At 27.1% G+C, this 25,126-nt stretch carries 32 protein-coding genes; 14 read left to right on the forward strand and 18 right to left on the reverse strand.

Annotation, left to right across the window (positions count from 1 at the left end; all coding sequences use genetic code 11):
• Positions 1–168: 168 nt before the first annotated feature.
• The 6 genes from BA195_RS07950 to BA195_RS07975 all read left to right on the forward strand — a co-directional run bounded on the left by BA195_RS07950 (position 169) and on the right by BA195_RS07975 (position 4,379).
• On the forward strand, positions 169–726 hold the full coding sequence (locus tag BA195_RS07950; RefSeq protein ID WP_068704252.1) for a hypothetical protein: 558 nt from the start codon (positions 169–171) through the stop codon (positions 724–726).
• A gap of 196 nt (positions 727–922) precedes the next feature.
• On the forward strand, positions 923–1,837 hold the full coding sequence (locus BA195_RS07955) for a helix-turn-helix domain-containing protein (protein WP_068704253.1): 915 nt from the start codon (positions 923–925) through the stop codon (positions 1,835–1,837).
• Between the two features lie 73 nt (positions 1,838–1,910).
• Positions 1,911–2,372 carry a hypothetical protein gene (locus tag BA195_RS07960; protein ID WP_068704254.1) on the forward strand — a complete coding sequence of 154 codons (462 nt, stop codon included), beginning with the start codon at positions 1,911–1,913 and terminating at the stop codon, positions 2,370–2,372.
• Between the two features lie 35 nt (positions 2,373–2,407).
• Positions 2,408–3,154 carry an HD domain-containing protein gene (locus BA195_RS07965; RefSeq protein WP_068704256.1) on the forward strand — a complete coding sequence of 249 codons (747 nt, stop codon included), beginning with the start codon at positions 2,408–2,410 and terminating at the stop codon, positions 3,152–3,154.
• Positions 3,155–3,178: 24 nt separating this feature from the next.
• Entirely contained in the window at positions 3,179–3,508 is a 330-nt protein-coding gene (locus BA195_RS07970) for a DUF3817 domain-containing protein (protein WP_068704258.1), read from the forward strand.
• A 208-nt stretch (positions 3,509–3,716) separates the two neighbouring features.
• Positions 3,717–4,379, forward strand: coding sequence for an AbiU2 domain-containing protein (locus tag BA195_RS07975; protein WP_068704260.1), 663 nt, complete (start codon positions 3,717–3,719; stop codon positions 4,377–4,379).
• A 62-nt stretch (positions 4,380–4,441) separates the two neighbouring features.
• On the opposite strand, the gene BA195_RS07980 is transcribed toward BA195_RS07975, so the two are convergent.
• The 3 genes from BA195_RS07980 to BA195_RS07990 all read right to left on the reverse strand — a co-directional run bounded on the left by BA195_RS07980 (position 4,442) and on the right by BA195_RS07990 (position 5,776).
• Positions 4,442–4,930, reverse strand: a complete 489-nt coding sequence (locus BA195_RS07980) for a hypothetical protein (RefSeq protein ID WP_068704262.1) — start codon at positions 4,928–4,930, stop codon at positions 4,442–4,444.
• Positions 4,931–4,941: 11 nt separating this feature from the next.
• Entirely contained in the window at positions 4,942–5,202 is a 261-nt protein-coding gene (locus BA195_RS07985; protein WP_068704264.1) for a YodC family protein, read from the reverse strand.
• A gap of 97 nt (positions 5,203–5,299) precedes the next feature.
• Positions 5,300–5,776 carry an Hsp20/alpha crystallin family protein gene (locus BA195_RS07990; RefSeq protein WP_084443124.1) on the reverse strand — a complete coding sequence of 159 codons (477 nt, stop codon included), beginning with the start codon at positions 5,774–5,776 and terminating at the stop codon, positions 5,300–5,302.
• Between the two features lie 413 nt (positions 5,777–6,189).
• Between BA195_RS07990 and BA195_RS07995 the strand changes: the two genes are divergently transcribed.
• The 5 genes from BA195_RS07995 to BA195_RS08015 are packed head-to-tail and all read left to right on the forward strand — an operon-like array spanning position 6,190 to position 8,374.
• Positions 6,190–6,462: a hypothetical protein gene (locus BA195_RS07995; RefSeq protein ID WP_068704266.1), complete on the forward strand. Its 273-nt coding sequence runs from the start codon at positions 6,190–6,192 to the stop codon at positions 6,460–6,462.
• A 1-nt stretch (position 6,463) separates the two neighbouring features.
• Complete coding sequence (locus BA195_RS08000) at positions 6,464–6,880, forward strand: hypothetical protein (protein WP_068704267.1); 417 nt, start codon at positions 6,464–6,466, stop codon at positions 6,878–6,880.
• Positions 6,831–7,175, forward strand: coding sequence for a hypothetical protein (locus BA195_RS08005; RefSeq protein WP_068704269.1), 345 nt, complete (start codon positions 6,831–6,833; stop codon positions 7,173–7,175). Before BA195_RS08000 ends, BA195_RS08005 begins: the two co-directional genes overlap by 50 nt.
• A gap of 46 nt (positions 7,176–7,221) precedes the next feature.
• Positions 7,222–7,947, forward strand: coding sequence for a tRNA-uridine aminocarboxypropyltransferase (locus BA195_RS08010; protein WP_262509357.1), 726 nt, complete (start codon positions 7,222–7,224; stop codon positions 7,945–7,947).
• 55 nt (positions 7,948–8,002) lie between these two features.
• On the forward strand, positions 8,003–8,374 hold the full coding sequence (locus tag BA195_RS08015; RefSeq protein ID WP_068704274.1) for a hypothetical protein: 372 nt from the start codon (positions 8,003–8,005) through the stop codon (positions 8,372–8,374).
• Here the strand turns inward: BA195_RS08015 and BA195_RS08020 are convergent.
• The 14 genes from BA195_RS08020 to holA all read right to left on the reverse strand — a co-directional run bounded on the left by BA195_RS08020 (position 8,371) and on the right by holA (position 22,244).
• On the reverse strand, positions 8,371–8,823 hold the full coding sequence (locus BA195_RS08020) for a hypothetical protein (RefSeq protein WP_068704276.1): 453 nt from the start codon (positions 8,821–8,823) through the stop codon (positions 8,371–8,373). The genes BA195_RS08015 and BA195_RS08020 overlap by 4 nt on opposite strands.
• Positions 8,824–8,825: 2 nt before the next feature.
• Complete coding sequence (locus BA195_RS08025) at positions 8,826–9,491, reverse strand: hypothetical protein (protein WP_068704281.1); 666 nt, start codon at positions 9,489–9,491, stop codon at positions 8,826–8,828.
• Positions 9,492–9,625: 134 nt separating this feature from the next.
• The gene (locus BA195_RS08030; protein ID WP_068704283.1) at positions 9,626–10,216 is read right to left on the reverse strand and encodes a hypothetical protein; all 591 of its coding nucleotides are present in this window, start codon (positions 10,214–10,216) and stop codon (positions 9,626–9,628) included.
• 5 nt (positions 10,217–10,221) lie between these two features.
• Positions 10,222–10,824: a hypothetical protein gene (locus BA195_RS08035; RefSeq protein ID WP_068704285.1), complete on the reverse strand. Its 603-nt coding sequence runs from the start codon at positions 10,822–10,824 to the stop codon at positions 10,222–10,224.
• Positions 10,817–13,870, reverse strand: coding sequence for a porin family protein (locus BA195_RS08040; RefSeq protein WP_068704287.1), 3,054 nt, complete (start codon positions 13,868–13,870; stop codon positions 10,817–10,819). Before BA195_RS08040 ends, BA195_RS08035 begins: the two co-directional genes overlap by 8 nt.
• A gap of 58 nt (positions 13,871–13,928) precedes the next feature.
• Positions 13,929–14,717: a WxL protein host-binding domain-containing protein gene (locus tag BA195_RS08045; RefSeq protein ID WP_068704289.1), complete on the reverse strand. Its 789-nt coding sequence runs from the start codon at positions 14,715–14,717 to the stop codon at positions 13,929–13,931.
• Positions 14,718–14,961: 244 nt separating this feature from the next.
• Positions 14,962–15,603, reverse strand: coding sequence for a hypothetical protein (locus tag BA195_RS08050; protein ID WP_068704291.1), 642 nt, complete (start codon positions 15,601–15,603; stop codon positions 14,962–14,964).
• A 309-nt stretch (positions 15,604–15,912) separates the two neighbouring features.
• Positions 15,913–16,611 (reverse strand): LytR/AlgR family response regulator transcription factor, encoded by a 699-nt coding sequence (locus BA195_RS08055; protein WP_068704293.1) that lies wholly within the window; start codon positions 16,609–16,611, stop codon positions 15,913–15,915.
• Between the two features lie 104 nt (positions 16,612–16,715).
• Positions 16,716–17,429, reverse strand: a complete 714-nt coding sequence (locus BA195_RS08060) for a LytR/AlgR family response regulator transcription factor (RefSeq protein ID WP_068704295.1) — start codon at positions 17,427–17,429, stop codon at positions 16,716–16,718.
• 6 nt (positions 17,430–17,435) lie between these two features.
• Complete coding sequence (locus tag BA195_RS08065; protein ID WP_068704297.1) at positions 17,436–17,756, reverse strand: histidine kinase; 321 nt, start codon at positions 17,754–17,756, stop codon at positions 17,436–17,438.
• 1 nt (position 17,757) lies between these two features.
• Positions 17,758–20,124, reverse strand: coding sequence for a PAS domain-containing sensor histidine kinase (locus tag BA195_RS08070; RefSeq protein WP_068704299.1), 2,367 nt, complete (start codon positions 20,122–20,124; stop codon positions 17,758–17,760).
• Entirely contained in the window at positions 20,121–20,663 is a 543-nt protein-coding gene (locus BA195_RS08075; RefSeq protein ID WP_068704301.1) for a heme NO-binding domain-containing protein, read from the reverse strand. The genes BA195_RS08070 and BA195_RS08075 overlap by 4 nt, the downstream gene beginning before the upstream one ends.
• Positions 20,664–21,077, reverse strand: a complete 414-nt coding sequence (locus tag BA195_RS08080) for a response regulator (protein ID WP_068704302.1) — start codon at positions 21,075–21,077, stop codon at positions 20,664–20,666. It lies immediately after the preceding gene.
• Between the two features lie 165 nt (positions 21,078–21,242).
• A complete protein-coding gene (gene holA / locus BA195_RS08085) occupies positions 21,243–22,244 on the reverse strand; it encodes a DNA polymerase III subunit delta (RefSeq protein ID WP_068704303.1) in 1,002 nt (333 codons plus the stop codon).
• Positions 22,245–22,261: 17 nt separating this feature from the next.
• Here holA and BA195_RS08090 point away from each other — a divergent pair, with 17 nt between their 5' ends.
• The 3 genes from BA195_RS08090 to BA195_RS08100 are packed head-to-tail and all read left to right on the forward strand — an operon-like array spanning position 22,262 to position 24,295.
• A complete protein-coding gene (locus BA195_RS08090; RefSeq protein WP_068704304.1) occupies positions 22,262–22,705 on the forward strand; it encodes a type I restriction enzyme HsdR N-terminal domain-containing protein in 444 nt (147 codons plus the stop codon).
• A gap of 8 nt (positions 22,706–22,713) precedes the next feature.
• Positions 22,714–23,265 (forward strand): nucleotidyltransferase family protein, encoded by a 552-nt coding sequence (locus BA195_RS08095; RefSeq protein ID WP_068704305.1) that lies wholly within the window; start codon positions 22,714–22,716, stop codon positions 23,263–23,265.
• 31 nt (positions 23,266–23,296) lie between these two features.
• Positions 23,297–24,295 carry a glycosyltransferase family 2 protein gene (locus BA195_RS08100; RefSeq protein WP_068704307.1) on the forward strand — a complete coding sequence of 333 codons (999 nt, stop codon included), beginning with the start codon at positions 23,297–23,299 and terminating at the stop codon, positions 24,293–24,295.
• A 187-nt stretch (positions 24,296–24,482) separates the two neighbouring features.
• On the opposite strand, the gene BA195_RS08105 is transcribed toward BA195_RS08100, so the two are convergent.
• On the reverse strand, positions 24,483–25,103 hold the full coding sequence (locus BA195_RS08105) for an L-threonylcarbamoyladenylate synthase (protein ID WP_068704309.1): 621 nt from the start codon (positions 25,101–25,103) through the stop codon (positions 24,483–24,485).
• Positions 25,104–25,126: the final 23 nt, after the last annotated feature.

Here is a 25,126-nt window from a genome sequence, read left to right on the forward strand (position 1 = left end):
TTTATTTACAATGTCGCTTTTCTTATTTGATTATTTTTAAGTCGACAAAATAAAAACACAAAATAAGTATAAGCTTAGTGGCTCGGCTGACAATTCTCGAATTGTCTACCTCCCACACTAATCTTATACAAAACCGTTGGCAAACATTACCAATCACACTTTTTAAAAATGAAATACTTAATACCAAAATCATATAGAGTTAAGCATAAAATTCTAAAGTTCTTATCAAAAGAGAGAATGAAAAACGGAGGAAAAAATCCTGTTGAACAATATACCTTCTCTTTAAAAGAAATTTCATCAAAAATTAATGAAAAGTATGAAGATGTGTATGAGATTTCTGACTATTTATTTTATAAAAATTTACTTCATTTTAAAAAGAATGAAACTGAATTAATGAATCCATATTGTTGTATTTTAGATGACGGAATTGAATTGTATTCTTCATTTGAATTAATAAACGAAGGAAAAACATTAAACACTAATTTATATAGCAATATTACATCTATTATTTTTACAATTATATTAGGTTCAATAACTATGTTTACTGTTTTTACAAGTGAAAACAAATCTAAAGAATTCGAATCAAGATTGAATGAATTAAAAAACCAAAACATATTGATTGAAAAAGAATTATTAGAAAAATCCAAAAAGATACTAAATTTAGAAAACTCCTTTCAACAAATGGAATATTATCAAACCAATATTCAAAAGAACGATAATAACTAATTTTTTCGGAACGATTATAAAACGAAAAAACGGTTGCTAACACCGTGTAAAAAAATTTGCTAATTCTATTATTTCTCATTATTTCCGTTTATTAAATTATTATTATCTTTAAATTGGAAAGTAGACGCATATTTAATCGCAACTTTCCTTACATAAAACCGTTACCTACTAGCTAAAAAAAGCAGTTTATCCATAAATGAAATCTGAAATAAAAAAATACAATTCTGAAGGTTTTAGAAAAGAATTCTTTAATGATAGCCCTAAATTAAATGAGCTTTTTAAAAAAACTATAATAGATTTTTTTTGTTTGAGAATTGAAGATTTGACAGGTAGTATTTTGAAACCAATACGTCCTTCACGAGAAGAAAGTCATACACTTATATTTGTAACAAAAGGTTCATATAAAACAAAAATAGGATTTAAAGAATATACAATTACTCCAAATAAAATTGTCGTATTACAAGCAGGAACTGTATTTTCTGTAACAGAAAAATTAAAAAATGTAAAAGGATTCATTTGTCATTTTCACCCCAATATACTTATCGGAAAATTTGGAAACGTTGAGTTAATCTCAGAATTTGATTTTCTAAATACAGGAAACTACCCTATTATAGATATAAAAGCAGATTCAAAACCTGCCTTATTGAATATTTTCGAAAGATTAATTACCGAATTTAAAAACGTAAATATTCCTAACCAAAATATTATTAATTCTTATATCTATACATTACTTACAGAATTACAAGCTTTATTAGGGAAAACCGTTTTAGTTAATCAAAATGCGTCTTATCAAATTACGTCTCAATTTAGAACTTTAGTTTATAAAAAAGTAAACGAAAATCTAAAAGTTACAGATTTTGCAGAAATAATGAATATAAGTCCTAATCATTTAAATAAATCCGTAAAAAAAATCACGTCTAAGTCTGCCTCTGAAATTATTAGTGAGGTAAAACTGATTGAAATTAAATATTACTTATATCAATCTCAATTATCAATAAGTGAAATCTCCTATAAAATGGGATATTTAGACTCTTCTTATTTTACAAGATTCTTTAAGAAATTTGAAAAAATTTCTCCAACTGAATTTAGAAAAATGATTGAAAAATCCTAATTATAGCATAATAGGTTCTACATCATTTTTACAGAAACATAGATATTTGTACCTGTAAAAATTAAGACATATTATGTACTCAACAATACTTTTTATACATTCTATTTTCAGGTGGATCGTACTATTTTCTTTAGTTTATGCCATTTTCAGAGCATATAAAGGCTATAAATCAAAATCTAACTTCACACATCTTGACAATAAAGTACGTCATTGGACAGCAACTATTGCACATATTCAACTTACAATAGGTATGTTTATGTATACTAAAAGTCCTATCGTAAAACATTTTTTTTCAGATTTTAAAAATTTAATTTCTAATTGGGAATTAACTTTTTTTGGTTTATTTCATTTTGTCCTAATGATTTCAGCAATAGTAATCATTACAATAGGTTCAGCTAAAGCAAAACGTAAAAAGTCAGATTTTGAGAAATTTAAAACAATGCTTGTTTATTTTTCAATTGCACTTTTCATAATATTTATTGCCATTCCTTGGCCTTTTTCACCATTGGTTAACAGACCTTATTTAAGATTTTAAATATTGAGCAGAAATAATAATTTAAAAAAATAAAAATGAATAATAATACTCTTACAAAATCAGGTGTTTTAAACAAAAAGGAAATTTCAAGTTTTAAATTTTTACTTATAAAATCAAAATTAAGTGAAAATATAAAAAAAATATCAGTTCAATTAGGTTTAAAATCGTATTCTAAATTTAACTTCAATGATTTAAAAATTCCAGATTCAAAATTAGCTCTTTTAGCTATTGAAGAAGCAAATGATATCTATAACCCTATTCTCCTAAAACATTGTTATCGAACTTTTTTTTGGAGTGCAGGAATCGCCATTTCAGAAGGAATAAAAACAGACAATGAACTCCTATTTATATCTTCTATTTTACACGATTCTGGATTAACAGACAAACACAATCATATTTGCTCTAAACAATGTTTTGCTAATTACGGCGGAGATTATGCTAAAAAATTTGTCATTAAAAATGGAGCTCCCATTAATAAAGCTAATATTATAAAAAAAGCCATTGATATGCATTTATACCCTAATGTGGATATAAATAAATTTGGTAATGAACCTTATTTATTAGCAAAAGGTGCTACAATGGATGTTGTTGGGAGTCATCATTTTCAACTTCCTAATAAATTTATTACAGATACTCACAAAAATTATCCCCGAATTAACTTTAAAAAAGATATCATACAAACAATAGAAACATTAAATCACAAAGAAAATACTAGAGCTAATATTCTTTATAAAATGGGATTTGATAAACTAGCTAACAAAAACATATTAGACACTTACTAATTCCTTTAATTAATAATTAACTTAATGAAATCATTTTTAAACTCAAATATAGGTAGACTACGTTTGTTAGCAGTTCTAGAAGGTAGTTCTTTACTTATATTACTCTTTATTTCTATGCCTTTGAAACAACTTTACAATATGACTTTATTAACTTCAATTTTAGGTCCTATTCACGGTATACTTTTTCTGCTATTTGTTATAAGTGCTATTAATATATCAATAGAAAATAACCTAAAATTCAAAAAAACAACTTGGAAAATTTTAATTGCTTGTTTTACCCCATTTGGAACAATCTATATAGACTATAAAATATTGAAACCCTTATATGAAATACATTTAAAAAAGATAAAATAAAGCCAGTGCGTAACAATATATAAAAAACATAGGGCTTTGGTGTTAACCTCAAAGTTCTGTGTTTTTTTTTACAAAGTCCGCTAAATATAAAATTTAGCATTTAAACGAAAAACAAAATATTTATATTTAGCTAAGTTTTAAACCGAAACAATAGTACTTATAACATGCCCTACTTGCCATATACTAAACGTTGTCGGCAAATTGAAAAATGAAAAATCCAAATTCCATATTTAAAGAAAAAATGAGCGAAACTTACAAACTCTTAGTGGAATTAGAGATATTAAAAAGCGACATTCAACACTTATCTAATACGGAAAAAGAATATTTTAAAATTACTGTAGATAAATCAAAATTTCTTTATAGAACATATTTTAATTCAGTAAAACTTTTAGTCTTGAACATTCATAAAATACTGAATCCAAAAGAGTATTTTAGCTTGAAAAAGACAATAAATTTTGCAAAATCAAATATTCATAAAATTGAATGGAATAATCAAATGACTCAAGCTGAACTGAACCAACTTGAGTTACAAATAAATGATTTAATTGAGCATAATCTTGAAAAGATAAAAACCTTAAGAAATAATCAATATGCTCATTTAGATAAAAATAAAGATACAATTGAATACGATTTGCGGTTAATCGATATGTACGAAACTATTGAAAAATCAGAGACGATTTATAAAAAAATTCTATCTCATTTTAAAAGCTCTGATGCTCTTTTCAATATATGGAAAAACCCACCAGATGAAATCATTAATCTATCTAAATATCACAAAATAAGGAAACTATTATTAGATAAATATTTGAAAAATGAATGGAGTGATGATTTAGACCAAATCTGGAAAATATTGAATGAAAAGCCAGCGTAGAATACCGTATATAATTAATGGCTGGTTCTCGCCTACTCAAGAAAAAAAAAGACGAAAACTATTTAGTTTTCGTCTTCAGGTTTGATAAATTCTGACTGATATTTTTCTAAAAATTTCTTCTGTCTTGCAATCATTTGTTGCCTTAATTTATCAATGTCCATAAAGTCTTTACCAAAATTACTTCCAAAAAAATCATCATTAAAGAAATGTTTGCTGAAAAGTGAATTTTGAGAAAAAACATCATCAAATCCTTGATTTTCAAATCCTGAATAGTTTGAGAAAAATCGTGATTTAAAAGATTGCATCAAACTACCTTTATCTGACAATGAGAGATTATCGAACTTATCGTTGGAAGACCAAGAATAAATACTGTCATATCTAATTAAGTTTCCTTTTTCATCAAATTCTTTATCAACTTTCCAAGTACCTTTAGGCTCTTCAACTATATCAGTTTTATTATCTTCTTTTTCAAGCTTTTTAGTTTCATTTTCTTGTCCGTTACAACTAATACTTAACAAGCTAACCATAAATATTAAAATATACTTTTTCATCACTTTAAATTTTAAGCTAAACTTAATTCTGGGTTTGTTGTATCTCTTTTTAACAAACCACTAGTTTCTATCATTTTAATCAATTTGTTTTGGTGGAATACTTTTGATTTTCTTTCACCATTTTTATACCAAACACATTCCAAATAATTGTCATTATTAACTAAACCAAATATTGAATCTTTTTTTGGGACATATTTGATAACTTGCATTTTTGGGGAGGTAAGTTTTCCTTTAACTGTTACCCATTCCCCAGATTTAAACTTTCTTGGCATAACATTATAATTTTAAAGAATTAAACTTATTATTAAGGGGATGCTGAAAAAAATCAGCATCCTTCTTAACATTTTACTCTAAAATTTAATGAAACAATTATGATATCTTAATGCTTCTGGCAGGATTTTGTTTTGCCTCTTCTTTTTTTGGTAAAAAAATACTTAAAATACCATTTTCATAATTTGCATTAATCTTTTCATCGTTTACACTTTCTGGTAAATTAAAGGTTCTTTTGAACGAGGAATAACCAAACTCTCTACGAGTATAATTTTCTTCCTTGTGTTCATTTTCTTCATTCGTTTCTGTCGAAATCGATAATAATTGATTATCGAGGTCAAGCTGAAAATCTGACTTTTTTAACCCTGGAACAGCCATTTCTATCATAAAAGCATCGGCAGTTTCCTTAATATTTACTTTTGGTAAAGTAATACCAGTATTGAAATTTGAAGTAAATACTGATGGTAAGTCTCTATTAAAAATGTCATCTAACCAATTTGACAAAGTTGGAAAGTTTTGATTTGAATTGTTGTTCGCTAAACTTCCATTTTTAGGAACAGTTACTAAATTGTTCATAATTATAAAATTTTAAATTAAACATTATTTCAAATTTGAAATCGCTTCGACTTCTATATTCTTTGTGCAAAAAAAATACCATTACGAATAAATAGTTATTTTACTGAATTTAATACATTAAAAAATGAAATTTTGTCACAATTATAAATAATTGACATATTTACTCACAATAAAATGACATATTTTCATTTTGCATTTATAATAAAACTAGAAAATAATTGTAGGAAATAAAATCTTGGAATAAGCACTACACACAACAACGTGTATAATTCATTGCTAGTTACAGCTTACTTACGAAAGTCATCACGGACTTTCTATCTGTGATTTATTTGCTAACTTTAGTGCTTAATCAACGCAACGAAATCATACATAAAAATGTTAGCTATAAGGTAAAAAAATAAACTAAATTAACTATGAAAGAGAATTACAATAAATCAGTAAAACTTGAATGTATAACTTGTGGAGACTCCGATTTTGAATATAATGATGATAAATCTTGGATTAAATGTAATCGATGTGAAAAAGAATATAACGGAGAATATAATGAATTAGTAGAATTAAATCAAGAAAATATATCACAAGAAATTGAGAAAACTAAAAAAGAAGTTCAAATTAATTTACAACAAAAAATGAATAACATACTAAAAGAAACCTTCAAAGGAAATAAAAATATTAAATTTAAATAACATGGAAATAATTGGACTTATTATATCAATTATTGCCCTTTTATTGGCTATTTTCACTTATTTCAATCATGACATAAAAATAAAAAAACAATCTGAACTTATTAATGACTACCAAATAAAGAAATTAGAAAAGGATAAATCAGAGGAAAAGAAAGGTCGAATAGAAGCAAATGTAATTAAACGAGATAAAGGTAAACGAATTGTTAAAATCTATAATAAAAGGAAATCAATTGCGAAAAGTGTAAATGTTAATATCCCTGAATCATTAGGAATTAATATTTTACAAAATCCTTGCCCGATCGATATTAAACCACAAACAGGAATAGATATAACCAAAGATGTTGTGATTAATGTAACGCAAGAACATCTTGAAAAAAAGAGAAGTAAATATTCAAATTATTCACAACATCTTTTCTAAAGTCAATATCTCAGACAAAAAAAACATTGTTAAAGCTTTAAAGAAAAATGACTTAAATATTGTTCCTGTTAAAAATTTTTATGTTGCCTTGTTTGTTAATGTAGAAAAATATCAAGAACCATATTTTGTTATTGGAATAGAACTTACCAAACAAATGGATTTAAATAAAGAACATATTAAAACAAATTTAAATAAATACTTTTATAAACACGTGCAATTTAAAATATTTGAAATTATTGAGAATAATGATAGTTCAGACAAGTTAATTGAACAAGGAGAAAAAATTATGATATAAGAAAATATAACTAGTTATAGCCAATTAAAATAAACAGATATTCCTCTTGCAAGTAGAAATAAAAAATCCACGAATAAAATGTTACAAATGTATGCGACCAAAAAGCACCTGTATTTGTAAACATCTTAACCCTTTTCGCACCAATACTCGTTTTATTATTCTGATGCACCCGAAGGAATACCGAAAAGAAAAAAGCGGAACAGGGCATATTACGAAACTTCAACTTGTAAATTCAGAAATTATAGTTGGTGTCGATTTTACGAATAATAGTCGAGTAAATGAAATAATTGCTAATAAAGAAAATAACGCTTTCTTACTGTATCCAGGAAAAGATAATTTTAACTTCTCTACAAGAAAAAATGCTGAAATAAATTCTTTTATGGGAGATAGTCCACACATTTTTATTCTTGATGGTACCTGGCCTTGCGCTCGTAAAATGCTTAAACTAAGTACCAACCTACAACAATTAAAAAGAGTCAGTTTTGATAATAAGATTAAATCTAAATTTATTATTAAACAGCAACCAGCAGCGCTTTGTCTTAGTACAATTGAGTCTGTTTACACAGTAATAAACTTACTTAAGAAGGCTGATTTAGAAAAATGTAATACAAAAAATTTCTTGCTTCCTTTTGAAAAAATGATAGACCATCAACTTGAATATGCACTAAATCCAAATAGTAAAAATTATTGCTCAACAACTAACAAAGAGATGATTACTAAGAACATGTACAAGAAAAAAACAGAAAGAAATATTATTTTTGAACAAGAGTAGATAAAACTACTAAAAAATACATAAGTGATTTAAAAAACACAACCACAAAATAATTATGAATGATATAGATGCAAGCATTACAGTGATTCTTATTTTAGGTTGCCACTTAGCAGCTATTCTCATTGGTTATAAAAAACAAAAAACGACCTTAATAGTTTCTTATTTAAACGCAGTTATTATAATTGGTTTCTTAATTTTTTGGATCATTGACAACATAAATGCAAAACAACATAATTTCGATTTTATAGAATTATCTGTAATAAGTGTAGAAGTTTCTATTTTAATAGCAGCCCTTTATTCCATTAGCGGTTTTTATAGTAAAACCGTTGTGAAAGTGATCAATTATATTGGTTTCGGATTTCATTTTTTGGTTACAATAGGAATGTTGTATTTTATGTTAACCTTTAAATTAGATACCTTTTTTTAAACGCCGAATTGCGTTAAGTGATGTTCTAAATGTTTGTAAAAAGAATTATTCCATTCTTTTGTAGATAACTTACCAAAAGAGTGTGATTCTTTTCCATCGAAATACTGCTCGCCTAATTCTTGAGTTTTTATTATAAAATCTATTAAACGCTTTTTTTCTACTTCAAATTCACGTTCATCAGTAATTATAAATTGTGGAGCAGTTCTTCCGTTTTTAGTAAAAGGCACTTCGTTTACTACCGCTTTTTTTACGAATATTTTAAGCATCATTCTAACAAAACCATTTGGTCTTGGATGCTTGCTTGTATAAATCATTTCATAAGCAACACAACAATGCGCTAACATTTCAGCAACACCCATTTTACCCCAACTCGGTTGGCTTGCTGGTGTTAATTGCTTTATTCTGTTAATTACTTCGTTCGTTATTTCTTTATTAAAAATATTCTTCATTTTTATGGTTTTTTTGCTAATAAAATAATATCTGAAATATGTGTATAAATTACAATCGGCACAATTACACCACCTAATAATATGGTAGGAAAATAAGTAATCGCAGTATTTGGAACCGTATACCCAAAGTTTTTATATAATAATTCTTGTGATAAAAATCCATTTGTTAAAATGAAAAGAATAAAGATTAATCCTAAAACATTCCATCCTAATAATAGTTTTTTGTTTACGTTTCCGTATTTCATCCAAAGTAATAATAAAATAGCGGTAATCCCTGGAATAATATCAAAATTCAAACCTTTAAAAGTCATTTCTATTGGTAGTAATTCTCTTATCGCCAATTCAAACAACAATAATTCTACCGGAAAACGAACAATATGTACAGCGGTACTCCAACGAATATCTCTGTTTTTATAAAATTTATTTCTAATTAAATACACTATAAAAAATACTGGCGGCGCCATTACTAATGGAAAAGTTGAGTACTTATCACCTTCTGTATAATGGTAAACACCGTTATAAGCAAGTATGCAAATTAGTACAGACCACCCCATTATTATAGCTAAAGTTATCTTTTTTAAGCTGTTCGATTTTGCAAACGCATAAATTACATAAACTGTTATTAGTAAAAACGAAATTGAAATGTAAAGTGGTAAGTTTGGTGTCATATTTCAATCTTTATATCAAAAGTATTATTGATTTTTTCGATGTGACTTGTCAAATGACAAAAAGCCTAACTGCAAGAAACTTATTTTAATAAAAATGTTAAAATCAGCAACACTATAACTTATTTTAACTAAACTTAATTTATAGTTGCAGTAATGGTATAAAATATATTTACATTACTTATTAAATCTGTAGAAACTTTACTCTTTGCTTTAACTCTAAATTGAACTGGTACATTTTCTCTACACCCAACAAATTCAAAAACCTTAATAGCTTGGCTACCATCATCTGGTAATGTAATGTAGGCGCCTCCATTTTCTAAAGTTACTGCCCTTGGTCCAAAAGGAATGTTAAGTATATCGTAAGGGCTTGAGACAGGAACAGCTGTTCCTCCTGTCGATGCTCTTGCTTCTATTAAAACTCCATTTGGTATAGCTTCAGTATGCATAAAAACTTTATATAAATATACGTTAGCGGTACAATTTTGCTCTGAAGTTGTAGGTATAGGCCCTAATAATGTTGGGTTTAACACAAATGATATTTCTTGACCGTTAATACCACTCTCAGAAGCAATACCTGATTGCCCATCACCTGCTTCTGTGGGCAATTCAAAAGTAGATTCTATAATAAACGGCTGACCTGCAACACTTAATGTACCTGGCAAAACTTGACCGAAAATAAAAAATGTGTTCAAAATAAAAATTAAGGTAATTATATGTTTTTTCATAGTTTTTAATTTAATTCATATTCTAAAGCAAATCCGTTTGGTAAGCTTAACATATTCGGATTATTAATAGTTATTCGTAATTGAAAACCATTATTAACGCCATCGCCAGAAACACCACCTCCTTTAATATCTTTTACTAAATCTTTAAAATTGGCATCAAGACTAACGGTTCTTAAATCATATATCTGTGATGGATTTTGTATATCTGAACTATTAACATTCACATTAATTACTTGAATTGTTATTCCCATTCCATTTGGCAAGTTTTGATTTGCTCTAACACTAAGAGTTGTATTTGATGTGTTTGTATTTGTTCTGATAGAAAAATTAACCCACAACTCTTCATTAATACTTGCATTGCCACTTAAAGCTGACAAACCTGCTTCGAGAGAAGAGTTTATACCTCCGAAAGAAATCGAATTATCAGGATCTGGTTCTACATCAACAATAGCAAACTCTGATAAAGAAATATTAATTGGATTAACATTTTGACCTCCTCCTAAAACAAAAGAACTAGGATCATTTGCATTTAATGTTTCTTGAGACTTAATAGTACTAACAGAAAACATTATTAAACAACACAATGTAATTTTTATAATTTTAGTCATTATATAATACTTTTAAATTGTTTTTGATAAACCTAACTTTTCTTTCTTTTCCTTCTACATCAATATTTAATTGATTTCTCACATCATCTTTTATTGTAATCGAAGTGCTTTTAACCGTTTTAATGTAATTATTATTTTTAAAACGTATCAACTTAAAATCATAGGTACCAGGAACTATGTTTTTGAATTTAAAAAATCCTTTTTCATCTGATTCTGCATAATAACTAAAGTCATTATTGCTAATTTTCACATAGCTTCTAAGATTTTTGTTAATTACCTTACCTGTATTCGTTAAATTTAAACGACCAGATAAACTACTCGATTTTAAAAAAGCAATTTCTAAAAAATTACTTTTATCTTTTTCTACATTAATCTCAATAGGATTTTTTTGAGCTAAAACTACATTATTAGGCAAAGAAGATTCATCTACATAAATAAAGTTTTTACCTAGCTGTAGGTTATTTAATTCAAAATTACCAAACTTGTTTGTTATAACGGTTTTACCCGCGGTAAATATTTTTATTCCTTTAACATTTACCTTCTCATCTTTACATGACACATAACCTTCTATTCCACCTTGATCAAACATTCGTTTAAGACCTACACCAAATGAATAAGTATATTTTACAAATGTTTGTAGTTGTTTATTGTTTAATTCTGATGGGTTTTCAAAATAATTAGCTCTTAATTGTAAACGATGATGATTATTAATTTTTGCGTTTATATTTAAATTTATATAATCTCTTTTTCTATAACTTTTCTCAGGGCTAAAACCACTATTGTAATTTGCATTTATTCTAAAAAACCTAGACACATTGTAATTTGCACCAAAATTATATCTGTAATAATTTTGTTTTAACCCCGAATATCCATAACGATTTGTAATAGTGTGATTTATTGATGTTCTTAAACTCAAATTTCTTAGAATTCTATAAGATAAATTTAAATTATGTGTATACGTGTTTCTATAATCTTGATTACTTATTAGTAAGTTCTGTGTTTTTGCAAAACGCCCACCAAAGCTACCAGTAAAAGAATTTCCAACATAGTTAAACCTATAATCAAAACCATATTCTTGATATTTGTAATTTACAGGTTCAAGCTGATCCTCTCTGATTCTTTTATCAAATCTGAAACTAATATTATATTTTCTATTGTGTCTGTATCCAAATGTTGCATAAAAATTCTCATAATAAGGCTCTACTTCATACAAAATCGGGTCTAATTTTCTATTTAATTTAGAAACAGCATGCCCTAGTGCAAAATTAAATCCATTCAAGTAATATGCAAAACTGTTACTAAACTGTAAGCTGTTAGAAATTGCACCTAAATAATTTTTACTAGCATAAGTTATGTTACTATTAAATGAAACATTTTTAAACTTTTGCGAAAAATTAAGTCTTGATGCATAATCTAAATTATTTTCACTAAAACTTGTAGACATTTCAGCCTCAACATAAGTACCTTTATTTCTATAATAATAATCAAAAGTTGCTATTTGACCTTTACCATCTTGTTCTATTTGATTTTTATAACTATAATTATTTCCTTCTGATTTCACTAAAGAAACTCCAATTCGAAGAGAATCAGACTTATTATATACAGCTTTTACACCGTAAATAGGCTTATTATTATAATCAAATAACCTTGGTTTACTGTAAAAAGTAGATAAAGTCCATTTTTTAATATTTTGGTCAATTTTAAATCCCATTCCATAACGATTACCATAACCCAATCTATTTATATCATAAGCATGATCACCTAAATATATAGTTGTTGAATTTTTATATTTATAAATAAAACTGTATTGATCTACAATACTAAAATATTTTAAGTTTTGTTTTTCTGGAGCTCTAATTATAAAATCTAAACGATGGTTCTTATTGATATCTAAAAAACCATTTCCTTTTACTTCGGCAGATAACATTGAAAAATGATAATCTTTTGTAGATAAACTGTTAAAATTTAAACTTGCTTCAATAGGGTATCGAAAATAAGGATCCTTTTTCTTTATTGAAGTTGGTATTACCTCAACACTATTTGTTACATAATATTTTTTATTTCCAGTAATATTTAAAACTTCCAAATTGGTACCAATTCTTCTAAAACTATTAGCCTTTTTGTTCGTTTTTTGAGATACTGTTACTATAATAGTTGAATCTTTAGGTAAAAAAAACTCTTGTTTACTTTTTAAAATATTTTTGGTTTTTAAACTAATTTTCTGTGCCAAATTACCATTATTCTTAATTACAAAATTAGAGTTAATTGATTCTCCTGCTTGTAATTGCTTTGGTGATTCCATTGCAAAAACCTCTAAACTATAATTAGGGTTAACATTTAAAGTAAAATTATGTTTTTTAATTATTGATTCATCTTTTTTAAGAGTTAAAACGGCATCTGAAAGACCAGACTTAAATTGAGTTGGTATATAAAAAGTTAAGAAACATAATTTCTTCTCACCTTTTTGTAATCTACCTATTTTACTGATTGATATTATTTTCCATTCCTTAGGTAAATTGGCTTCAAGTGATATATTTTTAAATGTTTTTTTGTTATTGGTAATCTGTGTAATAACCGTGTAAGTACTATTTGTAGTGTAATCATTTTGCTTGTTTATTATATTTATATGTATATCATTTTTTTTCAACTCATTAAAAGATATAGTTTGATTTTTATCCTGAACTGTTGCCAATTCTTTAGTATTAAATTGAATTCCTAAATCTTGTTTTGGGTTTAGAATAGTTTTGGGTTTATTAATTACAAAATCGGTTTGGGTTTTGTTAGATTTTACACCTTGCTTCCCTATAATTAATGTGTCTAGTACTGCTTTATTTTGTGTTTTATTAAAATATTTTTTATGTGTTTTTTCAACAGAAAAACTATCTATAGCTATTGTTTTATTAAATTCTATAAGAGAGTCTTTTTTATTTAGTTTAATATTTTCTTCTAAAAGAGCTGGTGTTGTAAACAAATAATCACCCTTTACTTCTTTAGCACACGCTAAACAAAAAAGAACTACAATAAATATGTATAAATATTTGTTCATAATTTTAAGCTTTAAAAATTTATATTCTAGGACTAATACCTGTTCTTATAAACAAAAATTAATCTATTTTTAAATCTACATTAACTCCTGTAAACTCTTCTCTAGAATCAGCAAGAACAATACATTTATAATCACCTTTTTTTAAGTTAGAAACATCTATATTAAAATCTCTACAAACATTTGGAAAAACAGATAAACGTTGAGTTTTAGACATCAAAATTTTATTTCCATTAAAATCATAAACCTCTAATGATAGTTTTACATTTTCTATAAAAAGAGATTCATTAAAAATTTTAACTGTTAATTTTCTTTTATTTTTTTGACTTTCAGGTTTTAGTTCAATTTGTTTAAAATCTAACGCTACATCATCCATTAAGTTAACATCCGTTAATAATCGTATAGCATATCTCATTTTGGTACTTAATCCAATACCTTTTGACACTTCTTTTCTAACAGGTTTATCTACATCAACCATAAGGGTTGTCCAATATGAACCTTTTAAAAGAGCATCATTAGGAATGGTAATACTAAACTTGTAAATAAATTTTTCTTTAGGAGCTAAAACCTTTTCTAATACCGATCCATTAAACCAAGTGGTAGAAGAATTAATATGTGCAGCTTTCTCTACAAAAGTTCTACCTGTTTCACAATTATATAAAGCTTCATTTAAACTAAAAATTACACGTTGATCTATACTTGTAGGGTTTATTAATATAACTTCTCCTTTAAATGTTTGTCCTGATACTCCTGAAAATTTATGAGTAAGACCATTAACAACAATTACGTTTGCCTTTGTGATTATTGTAAAAAAAAGAAAAGCGAAAAAAATTAATCTACTTTTATTCATAACCTTTTGATTTAAAGTGTTTTTTATTATATCTAATGTAAATTAACAGCTATATCACTTAATCTCATCTTGTATTTCGATAGTTCACATTTAAGTGTCGACGAACAGTAATTTAAATTGTATGAATGTTTTTAATCATCTTGTAAATTCCTCATCTCATCCTAAAAAACATAAAAAAAGCCCCGTAAAGGGCTTTTAAAAAATAGGGATTTTAAGGGGATGGGGGAAGGAAAATTAAAGAGGGTTAATTATCTGATAAAGTATAACGTATAACTGCTGAATAAGAGCCAGCTTGATAACCTGCAAAATTTCCATTTTGCTCTAATGTATAAGCTAATTTTACACCTTGAGTTTCATCACCTGTATATACACTTTCAATACTATTAACTAGTAACACATCTGTACCTATTGGTGTTGTTGCGCCTAATGCCACACCACCAGCAGTTACTGTACCGGCAGAATCTACTGTTCCTCCATTTACTACTACTAATGGAGCTTCTGGAGTAATTCTAAGATCTAAAGACCCTGGAAAAGTACTTCCTGCTTCAAATTGCACATCAATTTGTCTTGTTACATCAAAACCAGAACCTCCTGCACCTGTTACACTTGTGTAGTTTAAATATAAATTTTGATAATCCATATCTTGAAAAGCATATAAACCTGCTTCTGCATTAGTACCTACTAAAGTAACATTTGCCATATCCATTAAAATTGTTGCTGCCTCTGCACCTTCGTTAGCATCCCAGATATCAATAAGAGCTAACTCAGGAACATTTACGTCTAGTTGATGAGTTGCCTGATTTGTATCATTATTGTCCTGAGCTACAGTTTTTTGAGTTGTGAAAGCTAATGCTAATGCGATCATAAATAGATTTACTTTTTTCATAAGATGAGATGATTTAATTAATATTGACACAAATATATAATCGAGCCTAATAAATAAATTCTGTTTTTCGATGAGTAAACCTAATCTATAGACGAATAGCCTTAAAATACTTTTAAAAAAACATACCACCTCTTTATTAAAAATAATATGTTTATAATTCGATTTAAAACTGTTAATTGTTTTACAAAAAAAGAAGTTGCCCATCTATATTAATTAAAAATCAATACGAATAGACAACTGGTTAACAAATAATTATATAAATGTTACAGCGTAGTTATTGTTATATATATTTTTAATTCATAAAAATGATTATGGTTTAATTTTTTTAATCAGTTTAAATTTATTGGCATCATTGACAGGAATAATTTCGCTGCCTATTAAAACATTATTCTTTTCAATATTTATTTGTTTGTTAATGTTAATAGCATAATTTTGATTTATTTTCATAAAAAAATCATTGGGTAGTTTTTTTATAATTTCGTCTAAAGTGTATTTTATACTATAATTTAAAGTATCTGTAAATATTTTAATTTCTTCTCCTTTAGTTTTTATTAAAGAAATAGTATCAATTTTTATATAAATGTTTCTTCTATTTACTTTAATAAGTAAATCATTGTTTTGAGGAAAGTATTCTACAGAAATAGAATCTTTTTCTATTAGCGATTCATTCACTTTGTCTATCGCTCTTAAAAACGTAGCATAATTAAAAGGTTTTTGTAAATAATCAACAATACAGCTATAATTAAAAGATTTTATAGCTAATTCTTTATCTGAAGTAGTAATAATTACTTTAGGTTTTGCTGTCAATAAATGTAACGAATCAAAACCGGTAATTTCTGGCATATGTACATCTAAAAAAACTAAATCAATCTTGTTTACAACTAAGTAATCAAATGCTTCTTTTGCATTAGAAAACTCATCTATAAAACGAAGTTTTTTTACCTTTGAAATAAGTCTTTTTAGTATACTTCTAGAAGTTTCTTCATCATCAATTATAATACAGTTCATATTTATTATTTTGAATGATATCAAAAATAAATAATCTGTAAAAATTATGATTTACTTATTCGATGAAGCAACTTTATATATCGTTGAATAGTATATAAATATGTTTAAAGTAAATTTAAACGTCTCATAAGTTCTGGTCTATTAGAACGGCTTACAGGAATTACATCTCTATCTATTAACACACTATTATCTTCAATATCAATAATTTTTGAAGTATTAATAACATAAGACCTATGTACTTTTAAAAATTGATTTGTAGGAAGTTTATCTACAATTTTCTTTAGAGTTGAATGTACTGTATAATTTTGTGAATCTGTTTTTAATAAAATATAATCACCTTTTGCCTGTATAAGTTTTATACTTGAAATGTTTATTTTAATCAAGCGTCTATCTATATTAATAAATAGTTCTTTACCTGAAGAAACATTTGATTCTGACGAGTTCTCAGTAACTTTTGGCTTTACACTTTTACTTTCTGCTACTTTATTAAGTGCTTTTTTTAACCTTGGTAATGATAATGGTTTAATTAAATAATCTAAAATAAAATTATATTCAAATGCCTCTATGGCAAATTGTTTATCTGATGATATTAATATTATTTTGGGAGGATTTTTAAGAGTTTGAACAAAATCCATTCCCGTAAAACCAGGCATATGTATATCTAAAAAAATAAGATCTACTTCATTTTTATTTAAAAACTTTATAGCATCTATAGCGTTTGAAAAAGAATCTATGACATCAATATCGTCAATATTATCACATAAGTGTTGTAATATAATTCTTGCCGTAGCTTCGTCATCAATAATAATACTTGTCATAAAATTTTAAAGCTTATTTAAAAATTCTGTAATATTTTGCAAGATAGTGTTAAACCCGTCTTTTAAACTCGGATTACCTTCTTTTAGATTATCTTCATGATCTACAGCAAAATTATAACTTTTTTCAAGTCCTAAAATACTAATTTTATGTTTAATTTTATGTACATCAGAAGCTAGTTTTTTGTAATCTTCTTTTTCTAAATTTTCAAAATAGGTTTTAATCTCAGTCGGAAATTCATTCTTTATTACAGCTATTAATTGTTTTTTAAAAGCAATATCATCTCCTGCCAGTTCATTTATATAATTTATGTTAGGTTTTTCTTCCATCTTATTTTTTTATTGTAAAGTAAAACGTTGTGCCTTCTCCTGTTTTACTATCTAACCAAACTTCACCATTGTATAATGAAACTATCTTTTTTACGATTGACAAACCAATTCCCGTAGATTCTTTATTTTCATTAAGTGAGTGGAAAATTTTAAAAATTTTATCAAAATATTCTTTTTCGATTCCTATTCCATTATCACTAACTGAAAATTTATAATGTGTACTAAATTCTTGTACATCAATAATTATTTCTCCTATTTCTTTATCAATGTATCTTATTCCATTACTTATTAAATTTTGAAAAAGTTGTTGAAACCTTACTTTATCACCCTGAATAATGGGTAATGTATTTTTTATTTTTAAGGTTATATGATCTGGAAAAAATAATAGTTGTTTAATACCCTCAACTACAGTATTTAAATTTACAGAGCTAATCGTATTGGTATTTGAGGTTACACTAGAGTAATTTAAAATATCTGTTATTAATTGTTCCATTTTTTCTAAAGTAGATTCAATTAACTTTATGTTCTCTAAACTTTCTTTTTCTAATTTATCTTGATTATCTTCTTTAAGCCAAGATACTAGTGCAAAAATACTTCGTAACGGCGATTTTAAATCATGAGATACTATATGTGCATACTCCTCTAGTTCTTCATTACTTTTTTCTAAATTTTTTAGAAGAATTTCTTTCTGATTTTGTAAGTTTTTCAAATCTGAAATATCTAAAACCACACCTATAGAGCCTGTTACGTTTTCCTTTTCATCGTAATTGGGAGCTGTACTTATTAGCCATGATTTTAATTCTCCTTTTTTATTTTTTATTTCTAGTTCAAAAGAACCTAACTCTTCTTTAAAAGTTGATTTAGCTATTTTACTTGCCTTCTTTTTACTTTGATCAGCTATTAAAAAATTTATTGCAGATCTTCCTATTAGTTCTTCTTTAGTATAGCCTGATAAATCCATAAAACTTTGATTTATCATTATAATATTATTATCAGTATCTATTTCTACCAAACCCAAGTTCATGTTGGCAATAATATTACTGTATTTTTGTTTCTGTGTTTCTATGTTTTTATCATAAGACCTCTTTAAGGTAACATCATTAAAACTCCAAAGGTGACCACTAAACTTATTATTTTTAAATATCGGAAAGTAGTTTCGTTCTAATATTTTACCATCTACCATTTCTAACTCATCTCCAATAACTACTTTTTTATTGGTTATAGTTTCTTGGTAACGATTATAAAATTCTTCTGGGTTTGTAAACAATATTTTGCTTTCTTCAGCTCCATTTGAAAAATCTTGACCTGTAATTAAATCAGGAGACATAGGCATATAAAATTGCTCACATAGCTTTTTATTGGCAAGTATTGCAATACCATTTTCATCCTCCATATATATCCCATGATCTAGATTCTGAATTAAGGTTTTTAAATTATTTTCAGACTCTACAAGGTTTTCTTGAATCTGCCTTTCAACAGTAACATCTTTATAACTCCATAAATGTCCTTTTAACTCTTTACCGCTAAAAATTGGTGTATAATTTCTTAATAAAACTTTACCATTAGCCATTTTTATTTCTTGTGATAGGGCTTCTTTTTTATTTTCTATTAACTGATTAATAGTAGTAACAAACTCATCTGAATTTTTTATTAAATGTTTTAAATTTTCTAATGCAGCTTTGCAATCTTGACCAATTAATAGTTCTGGTGCAACTGGTACTGAAAATATTTCACAGAATTTTTTATTGGATACTATAATATTTCTATTTTCATCTTCCAATAAAATTCCACTATCAAGATTTTCGATTAAAATCTTTAACCTACTTTCTGATTCTGATATACTTTTTTTAAGCTTTTGATCTTCGGTTATATCTCTAGCAATTCCCTGAATAGCAAAAGGTTTACCATTCTCATTAAAAATTAAACTAGCATTAATATGTACTTGTTTTATTGCTTTTTTAGCATCTACAACTCTAATTATTAAATCTTTAAATTCTCCTTTCTCTTTTAATGACTTAAAGGCATTTATAACAAGTCCCTTATCTTCTCTTAAAGTAAAATCTGTGAGGTTTAAAGTATTCATGTCCTCCTCAATTTTCAATAATTGAATTGCAGCATTATTCATTTCTATCACATTACCGTGCATATCCATAACACAATATGCATCAACAATATTCTTATAAAATCCCTTAAGTTCAATATCTTTTTGAGAAAGAAGGTTTTCTAAAGTATTATTAGTTTTTTTAAGTTCACCAGCTACTTTATACAGCTCCAAAGCCTTTTGCTCTAATATCTTTTCAGCTGCTTTCCTTGCTTTTTTCTCTCTTAATAATGCTCTTTCTAATATTTCAATTCTTTTAGTACTCATTTATCTCTAGTTATAATAAACTTAACTTCGGTACCATCTTCTTTTAATTTTTCTAATACAATTTTTGCACTAGAATTAAAATGTTCAAAAGTTTTATTCATTAAACCTAAACCAAAATAGTACATAGCTCTACTAGATTTATAAATCATAATTAACGAATCATTTGTTTTTTCAACAATTTCGAAAGTAGGCAGTTCAGCTTCTGGATATATTTTCATAACCTCAACATGTATATGATTTTCTATAGATGCCAACATTTCAATAGGGTCATTATATTTTTCAATTAAAGTTGGATAACTACTAACCAACACACTAAAAAAATGCTCTGCATAAACCAATAATAAATCGTCTATACTTATTTTAGTTTTATCACTTAAACTAATTAAAAGTGATAACATTTCTGAAAAATCATAAGTACCCACAGATGTATAAACTCCTTGCGAAGGAAGGTTTGATTTTTCAATTATTTCGTCAACAACTTCTAAACCAAATTTAATTTCGACTAACTCTAAAAACTCTGTAAATACAATACCTTTCATTTAACCTTTTATTAATTCGTTAATACTCCAATACGATAATAACTTTTCTAGTTTAGATACATAGTCTTCGTATTTTAGAGGTTTTAACACATAACCAGCAATACCTATTTTATAACATTCTAAAACATCTTTACGGTTATTTGATGTTGTAAGAACTATTGTCGGTATATATTTTAATTTATCATCTGCTTTTAAGATCCCTAAAAATTCTATTCCGTTTATTTTTGGCATATTAAGGTCTAATAAAATAATATCTGGTAATTCATTTTCATCTTTCAATGCTAGTAAAGCTTCTTCACCATTCTTAGCTTCTCTAATATCATGATGAGCCTTCAACCTTTTTATTGTTCTATTCATCTTCATCGTTTCTACCACATCATCTTCTATGAATAAAATTTTCAATCTTTCTTGCATTTATATGTTTTTAATTAAATAGCAAATGTAAAAATCTATTAAAAAAGGAAGAATATGAATAACCATCGATTAAAAAAAATTAAGTATCGACGAATGACATCAAAGTACAGGTGAATGGTAAAACGCTGTTTGTCAAAACACCTAAAAACTCTATAAATTTAAAAATTAATGCATAATTTTAAACAGTAATTCCTTTAAGATATCAGCATGAGATTGATTGGCTCCTACTCCTTTACTTTTCACATCTGCTTCACGTAATAAAGCGATTACTTGTGACACCTTTCGCATTGGGTAATTACGTGCTGCCGAAGTATAATCATCAACAAAATAAGGATTAACTCCCAAATTTTTAGCTACTGATGCTTTTGACTTGTCTTTTAATCCGTGATACATCAGTAATTGTGTAAAAAAACTATTTAATAATGAGATAGTCATCACTAACGGATTATTTTTCGGGTTTTGCCCAAAGTAATTAATAATTCTATTAGCCTTTACCACCTCTCTTTGCCCAATAGCTTTACGTAGCTCAAAATTATTAAAATCTTTAGAAATTCCAATATTTTCTTCAATATGCTTATCGGTAATAATGGTATCTTTTGATAAAACTGAAGTTAATTTATCTAACTCATTTGCTATTTTACTCAAGTCAGTTCCTAAAAACTCAACCAACATCTGTGAAGCTTTTGGCTCTATATTATATTTTTTTCCACCTAAAACTCTACGAATCCAATCAGCAACCTGATTTTCATATAATTTTTTACTCTCATAAATTAATCCGTTTTTAGCAATGGCTTTGTAGGTTTTTTTACGCTTATCTAACTTTTTATATTTATAATTAAAAACCAACACCGTAGTTGGTTGCGGATTTGCAGCGTAGGCCTCAATTTTATCAATCGTGCGACTTAAATCTTGCGCTTCTTTTACAATAATTACCTGACGATCTGCCATCATTGGATACCGTTTTGCTGATGAAATAATTTCATCAATGGTAACATCACGACCATACATAACTACCTGATTAAAACCTTTTTCAGATTCATCGAGCACATTTTCTTCAATATAATCTGAAATTTTATCAATATAATACGATTCCTCACCCATTAAAAAATAAATAGGTTGTATGTTTCCTCCTTTTATATCAGATATAATATTTTTAATTTCGTTCATTTCCTTACTTTTGAAGCATGCAAAAACTAAATCTGCCCAACTATATATTTAAGCTCAAAAGTAACGAAAATAAGACGCTTATTTTTGATAAATGGCGAAAAAAATACTTGGTACTAACTCCTGAAGAGTGGGTGCGACAACATTTTGTACAGTATTTAATTGATGAAAAAAAATACCCTGTTTCGTTAATTGCTATTGAAAAACAACTCACAATAAATAACTTAAAAAAACGTACCGATATTGTTATTTTTTCTTCGGATGGAATGCCAGATATAATTGTAGAATGTAAAGCACCTAAAATTAAAATTTCACAAGATACTTTTGATCAAATTGCACGTTACAATTTAAAATTAAACGCCAACTACTTAGTGGTTACAAACGGATTACATCATTATTTTTGCAAGTTAGATAAAGAAAATGAAACCTATATTTTTTTAAAAGACATTCCTAATTATCAATAATTTATTTCATGAAACCAAACTTAACCTTAGAGTTGATTGAAATAATCAAAAATGATGAGTGGATGCTCAACATCTTAAAAACTGTTAGGAATTTGAATCTTCCTGATTGCTGGATTGGGGCCGGTTTTATTCGAAATAAAATTTGGGATCATAAGCATCATAAAGCTAGAACTCCTTTACATGATATTGATCTTATTTATTTCAATGCCAACAATTGCTCGCCAAAGATAGATATATTGCTTGAACAACAGTTGACTCGCATTAATTCAACAGTAAATTGGTCTGTAAAAAACCAAGCGCGTATGCATATTCGTAATAAGCAGCCTCACTATAATAACTGTTACCATGCGATTTCTTTTTGGCCAGAAACAGCAACTGCTATTGCTGTAAAACTAACTATAGATAACTCATTTCAAATTATTGCTCCACATGGTTTAGAAGATTTATTCAATCTTATTGTAAAACCAACTCCGCATTTTGATTTAGAAATATACCGTAAAAGAATTAAAAATAAATCTTGGCAAAACAATTGGCCTAAACTACATATTTTTTACGCTTAAAAAATAATATTAATAACGTAAATTCGCACTCTTGAAAACAGCAATCGTTATATTAAATTGGAATGGTAAACAGTTATTAGAACAGTTTTTACCATCAATCGTAAATTTTAGCTCGCAAGAAGCCGATGTTTATGTTGCCGACAATGCTTCAACTGATGATTCTATTGAATTTATCAAGCAAAACTATCCTACTGTAAAAATTGTACAAAATACTACAAACGGTGGGTATGCTAAAGGCTATAATGATGCTTTACAACATATTAAAGCTGATATTTATTGCCTTATAAATTCAGATATTGAAGTAACCAAAAATTGGCTAACACCTATTTTAGAGGTTTTTAAAAACGAAAAAAATACCGCTATTATTCAACCTAAAATTTTAGATTTTAAGGATAAAACAAAGTTTGAATACGCAGGTGCTGGTGGTGGTTTTATTGATAAATTTGGATATCCGTTTTGTAGAGGTCGTGTTTTTAACGATTTAGAAGCCGACAACGGTCAGTTTAATGATGTTTCTGAAATTTTTTGGGCTTCAGGAGCATGTTTTTTTATTCGCTCCAGTGTTTTTCATCAACTAAACGGTTTTGACGAAGATTTTTTCGCACATCAAGAAGAAATTGATTTGTGTTGGCGGGCAAAAAACAACAATTTTGATATTAAATATGTTGGTAACGCTACCGTGTATCATGTTGGTGGAGCTACACTTTCAACTTTAAATCCAAAAAAAACGTATTTAAATTTTAGAAATAGCTTATTAAGCTTATTAAAAAACTTACCTACTTCTAAACTTTTTATAATTATATTTTTTCGTTTAGTTTTTGACGGATTGGCTGGAATTAAATTTTTACTTGAAGGAAAACCGAATCATACTTTTGCTATTATAAAAGCACATTTTAGTTTTTATGTTAATTTATTTAAGTTTTTAAATAAAAGAAAAAACACCACAAAAAGCAACTCTTATTACAAAACACCTTCTGTTGTTTGGCAATATTATGCTTTGGGTAGGAAGAAGTTTGAGGATTTAAAGTAATTTTTTACCCTTTTGAATATGATTCTGAAATAAATTCAGCATGATGATGTTTTTTTAACATCGTTTCAGCGAAAAAATAAATTTTAAAAAACAAACCTCAAAAATAGCCTAGCCCCGATTGTAGCGTTTGTTTGAGCTCCTCGCAGAGAGCGAGTGCGGAAAGCGGGAAATAGCTTCAAAAAATTAATTACAAAATATCTAAACTCCCTTTTCCTTCTCTAATTACCTCTGGGTAACCATCGGTTAAATCTATTACTGTTGATGCATAGTTATCACCAAAACCACCATCAATAACAAGATCAACCATGTTTTGCCATTTTTCGAAAATCAATTCAGGATCAGTTGTATACTCAATAACTTCGTCTTCATCGTGAATAGAAGTTGATACGATTGGGTTGCCTAAAGCCGCTACAATTTCTCTTGCTATATTATTATCTGGTACACGAATTCCGACTGTTTTACGTTTTTTAAATACTTTTGGCAACGAGTTACTGCCTGGCAAAATAAAAGTGTATGGTCCTGGTAAAGCTCTTTTTAAAATTTTAAAAGTAGCTGTATCTATCTGTTTTACGTAATCTGAAAGATGACTCAAATCGTTACAAATGAAAGAAAAGTTAGCTTTTTCTAACTTTACTCCTTTTATTTTGGCTATTTTTTCTAATGCTTTTGTATTGGTTATGTCACAACCTAACCCATATACAGTATCGGTTGGGTAAATTATTAATCCGCCATTTTGTAATATTTTTACAATTTTTGCTATTTCTTTAGCGTTTGGATTGTCGTTATATAGTTTTATAAGTTGTGCCATACTATAAAAGTAATCTTTTGTGA

This window comes from Tenacibaculum soleae, assembly GCF_001693415.1.
In the GTDB taxonomy this organism is placed as follows: Bacteria; Bacteroidota; Bacteroidia; order Flavobacteriales; family Flavobacteriaceae; genus Polaribacter; species Polaribacter soleae.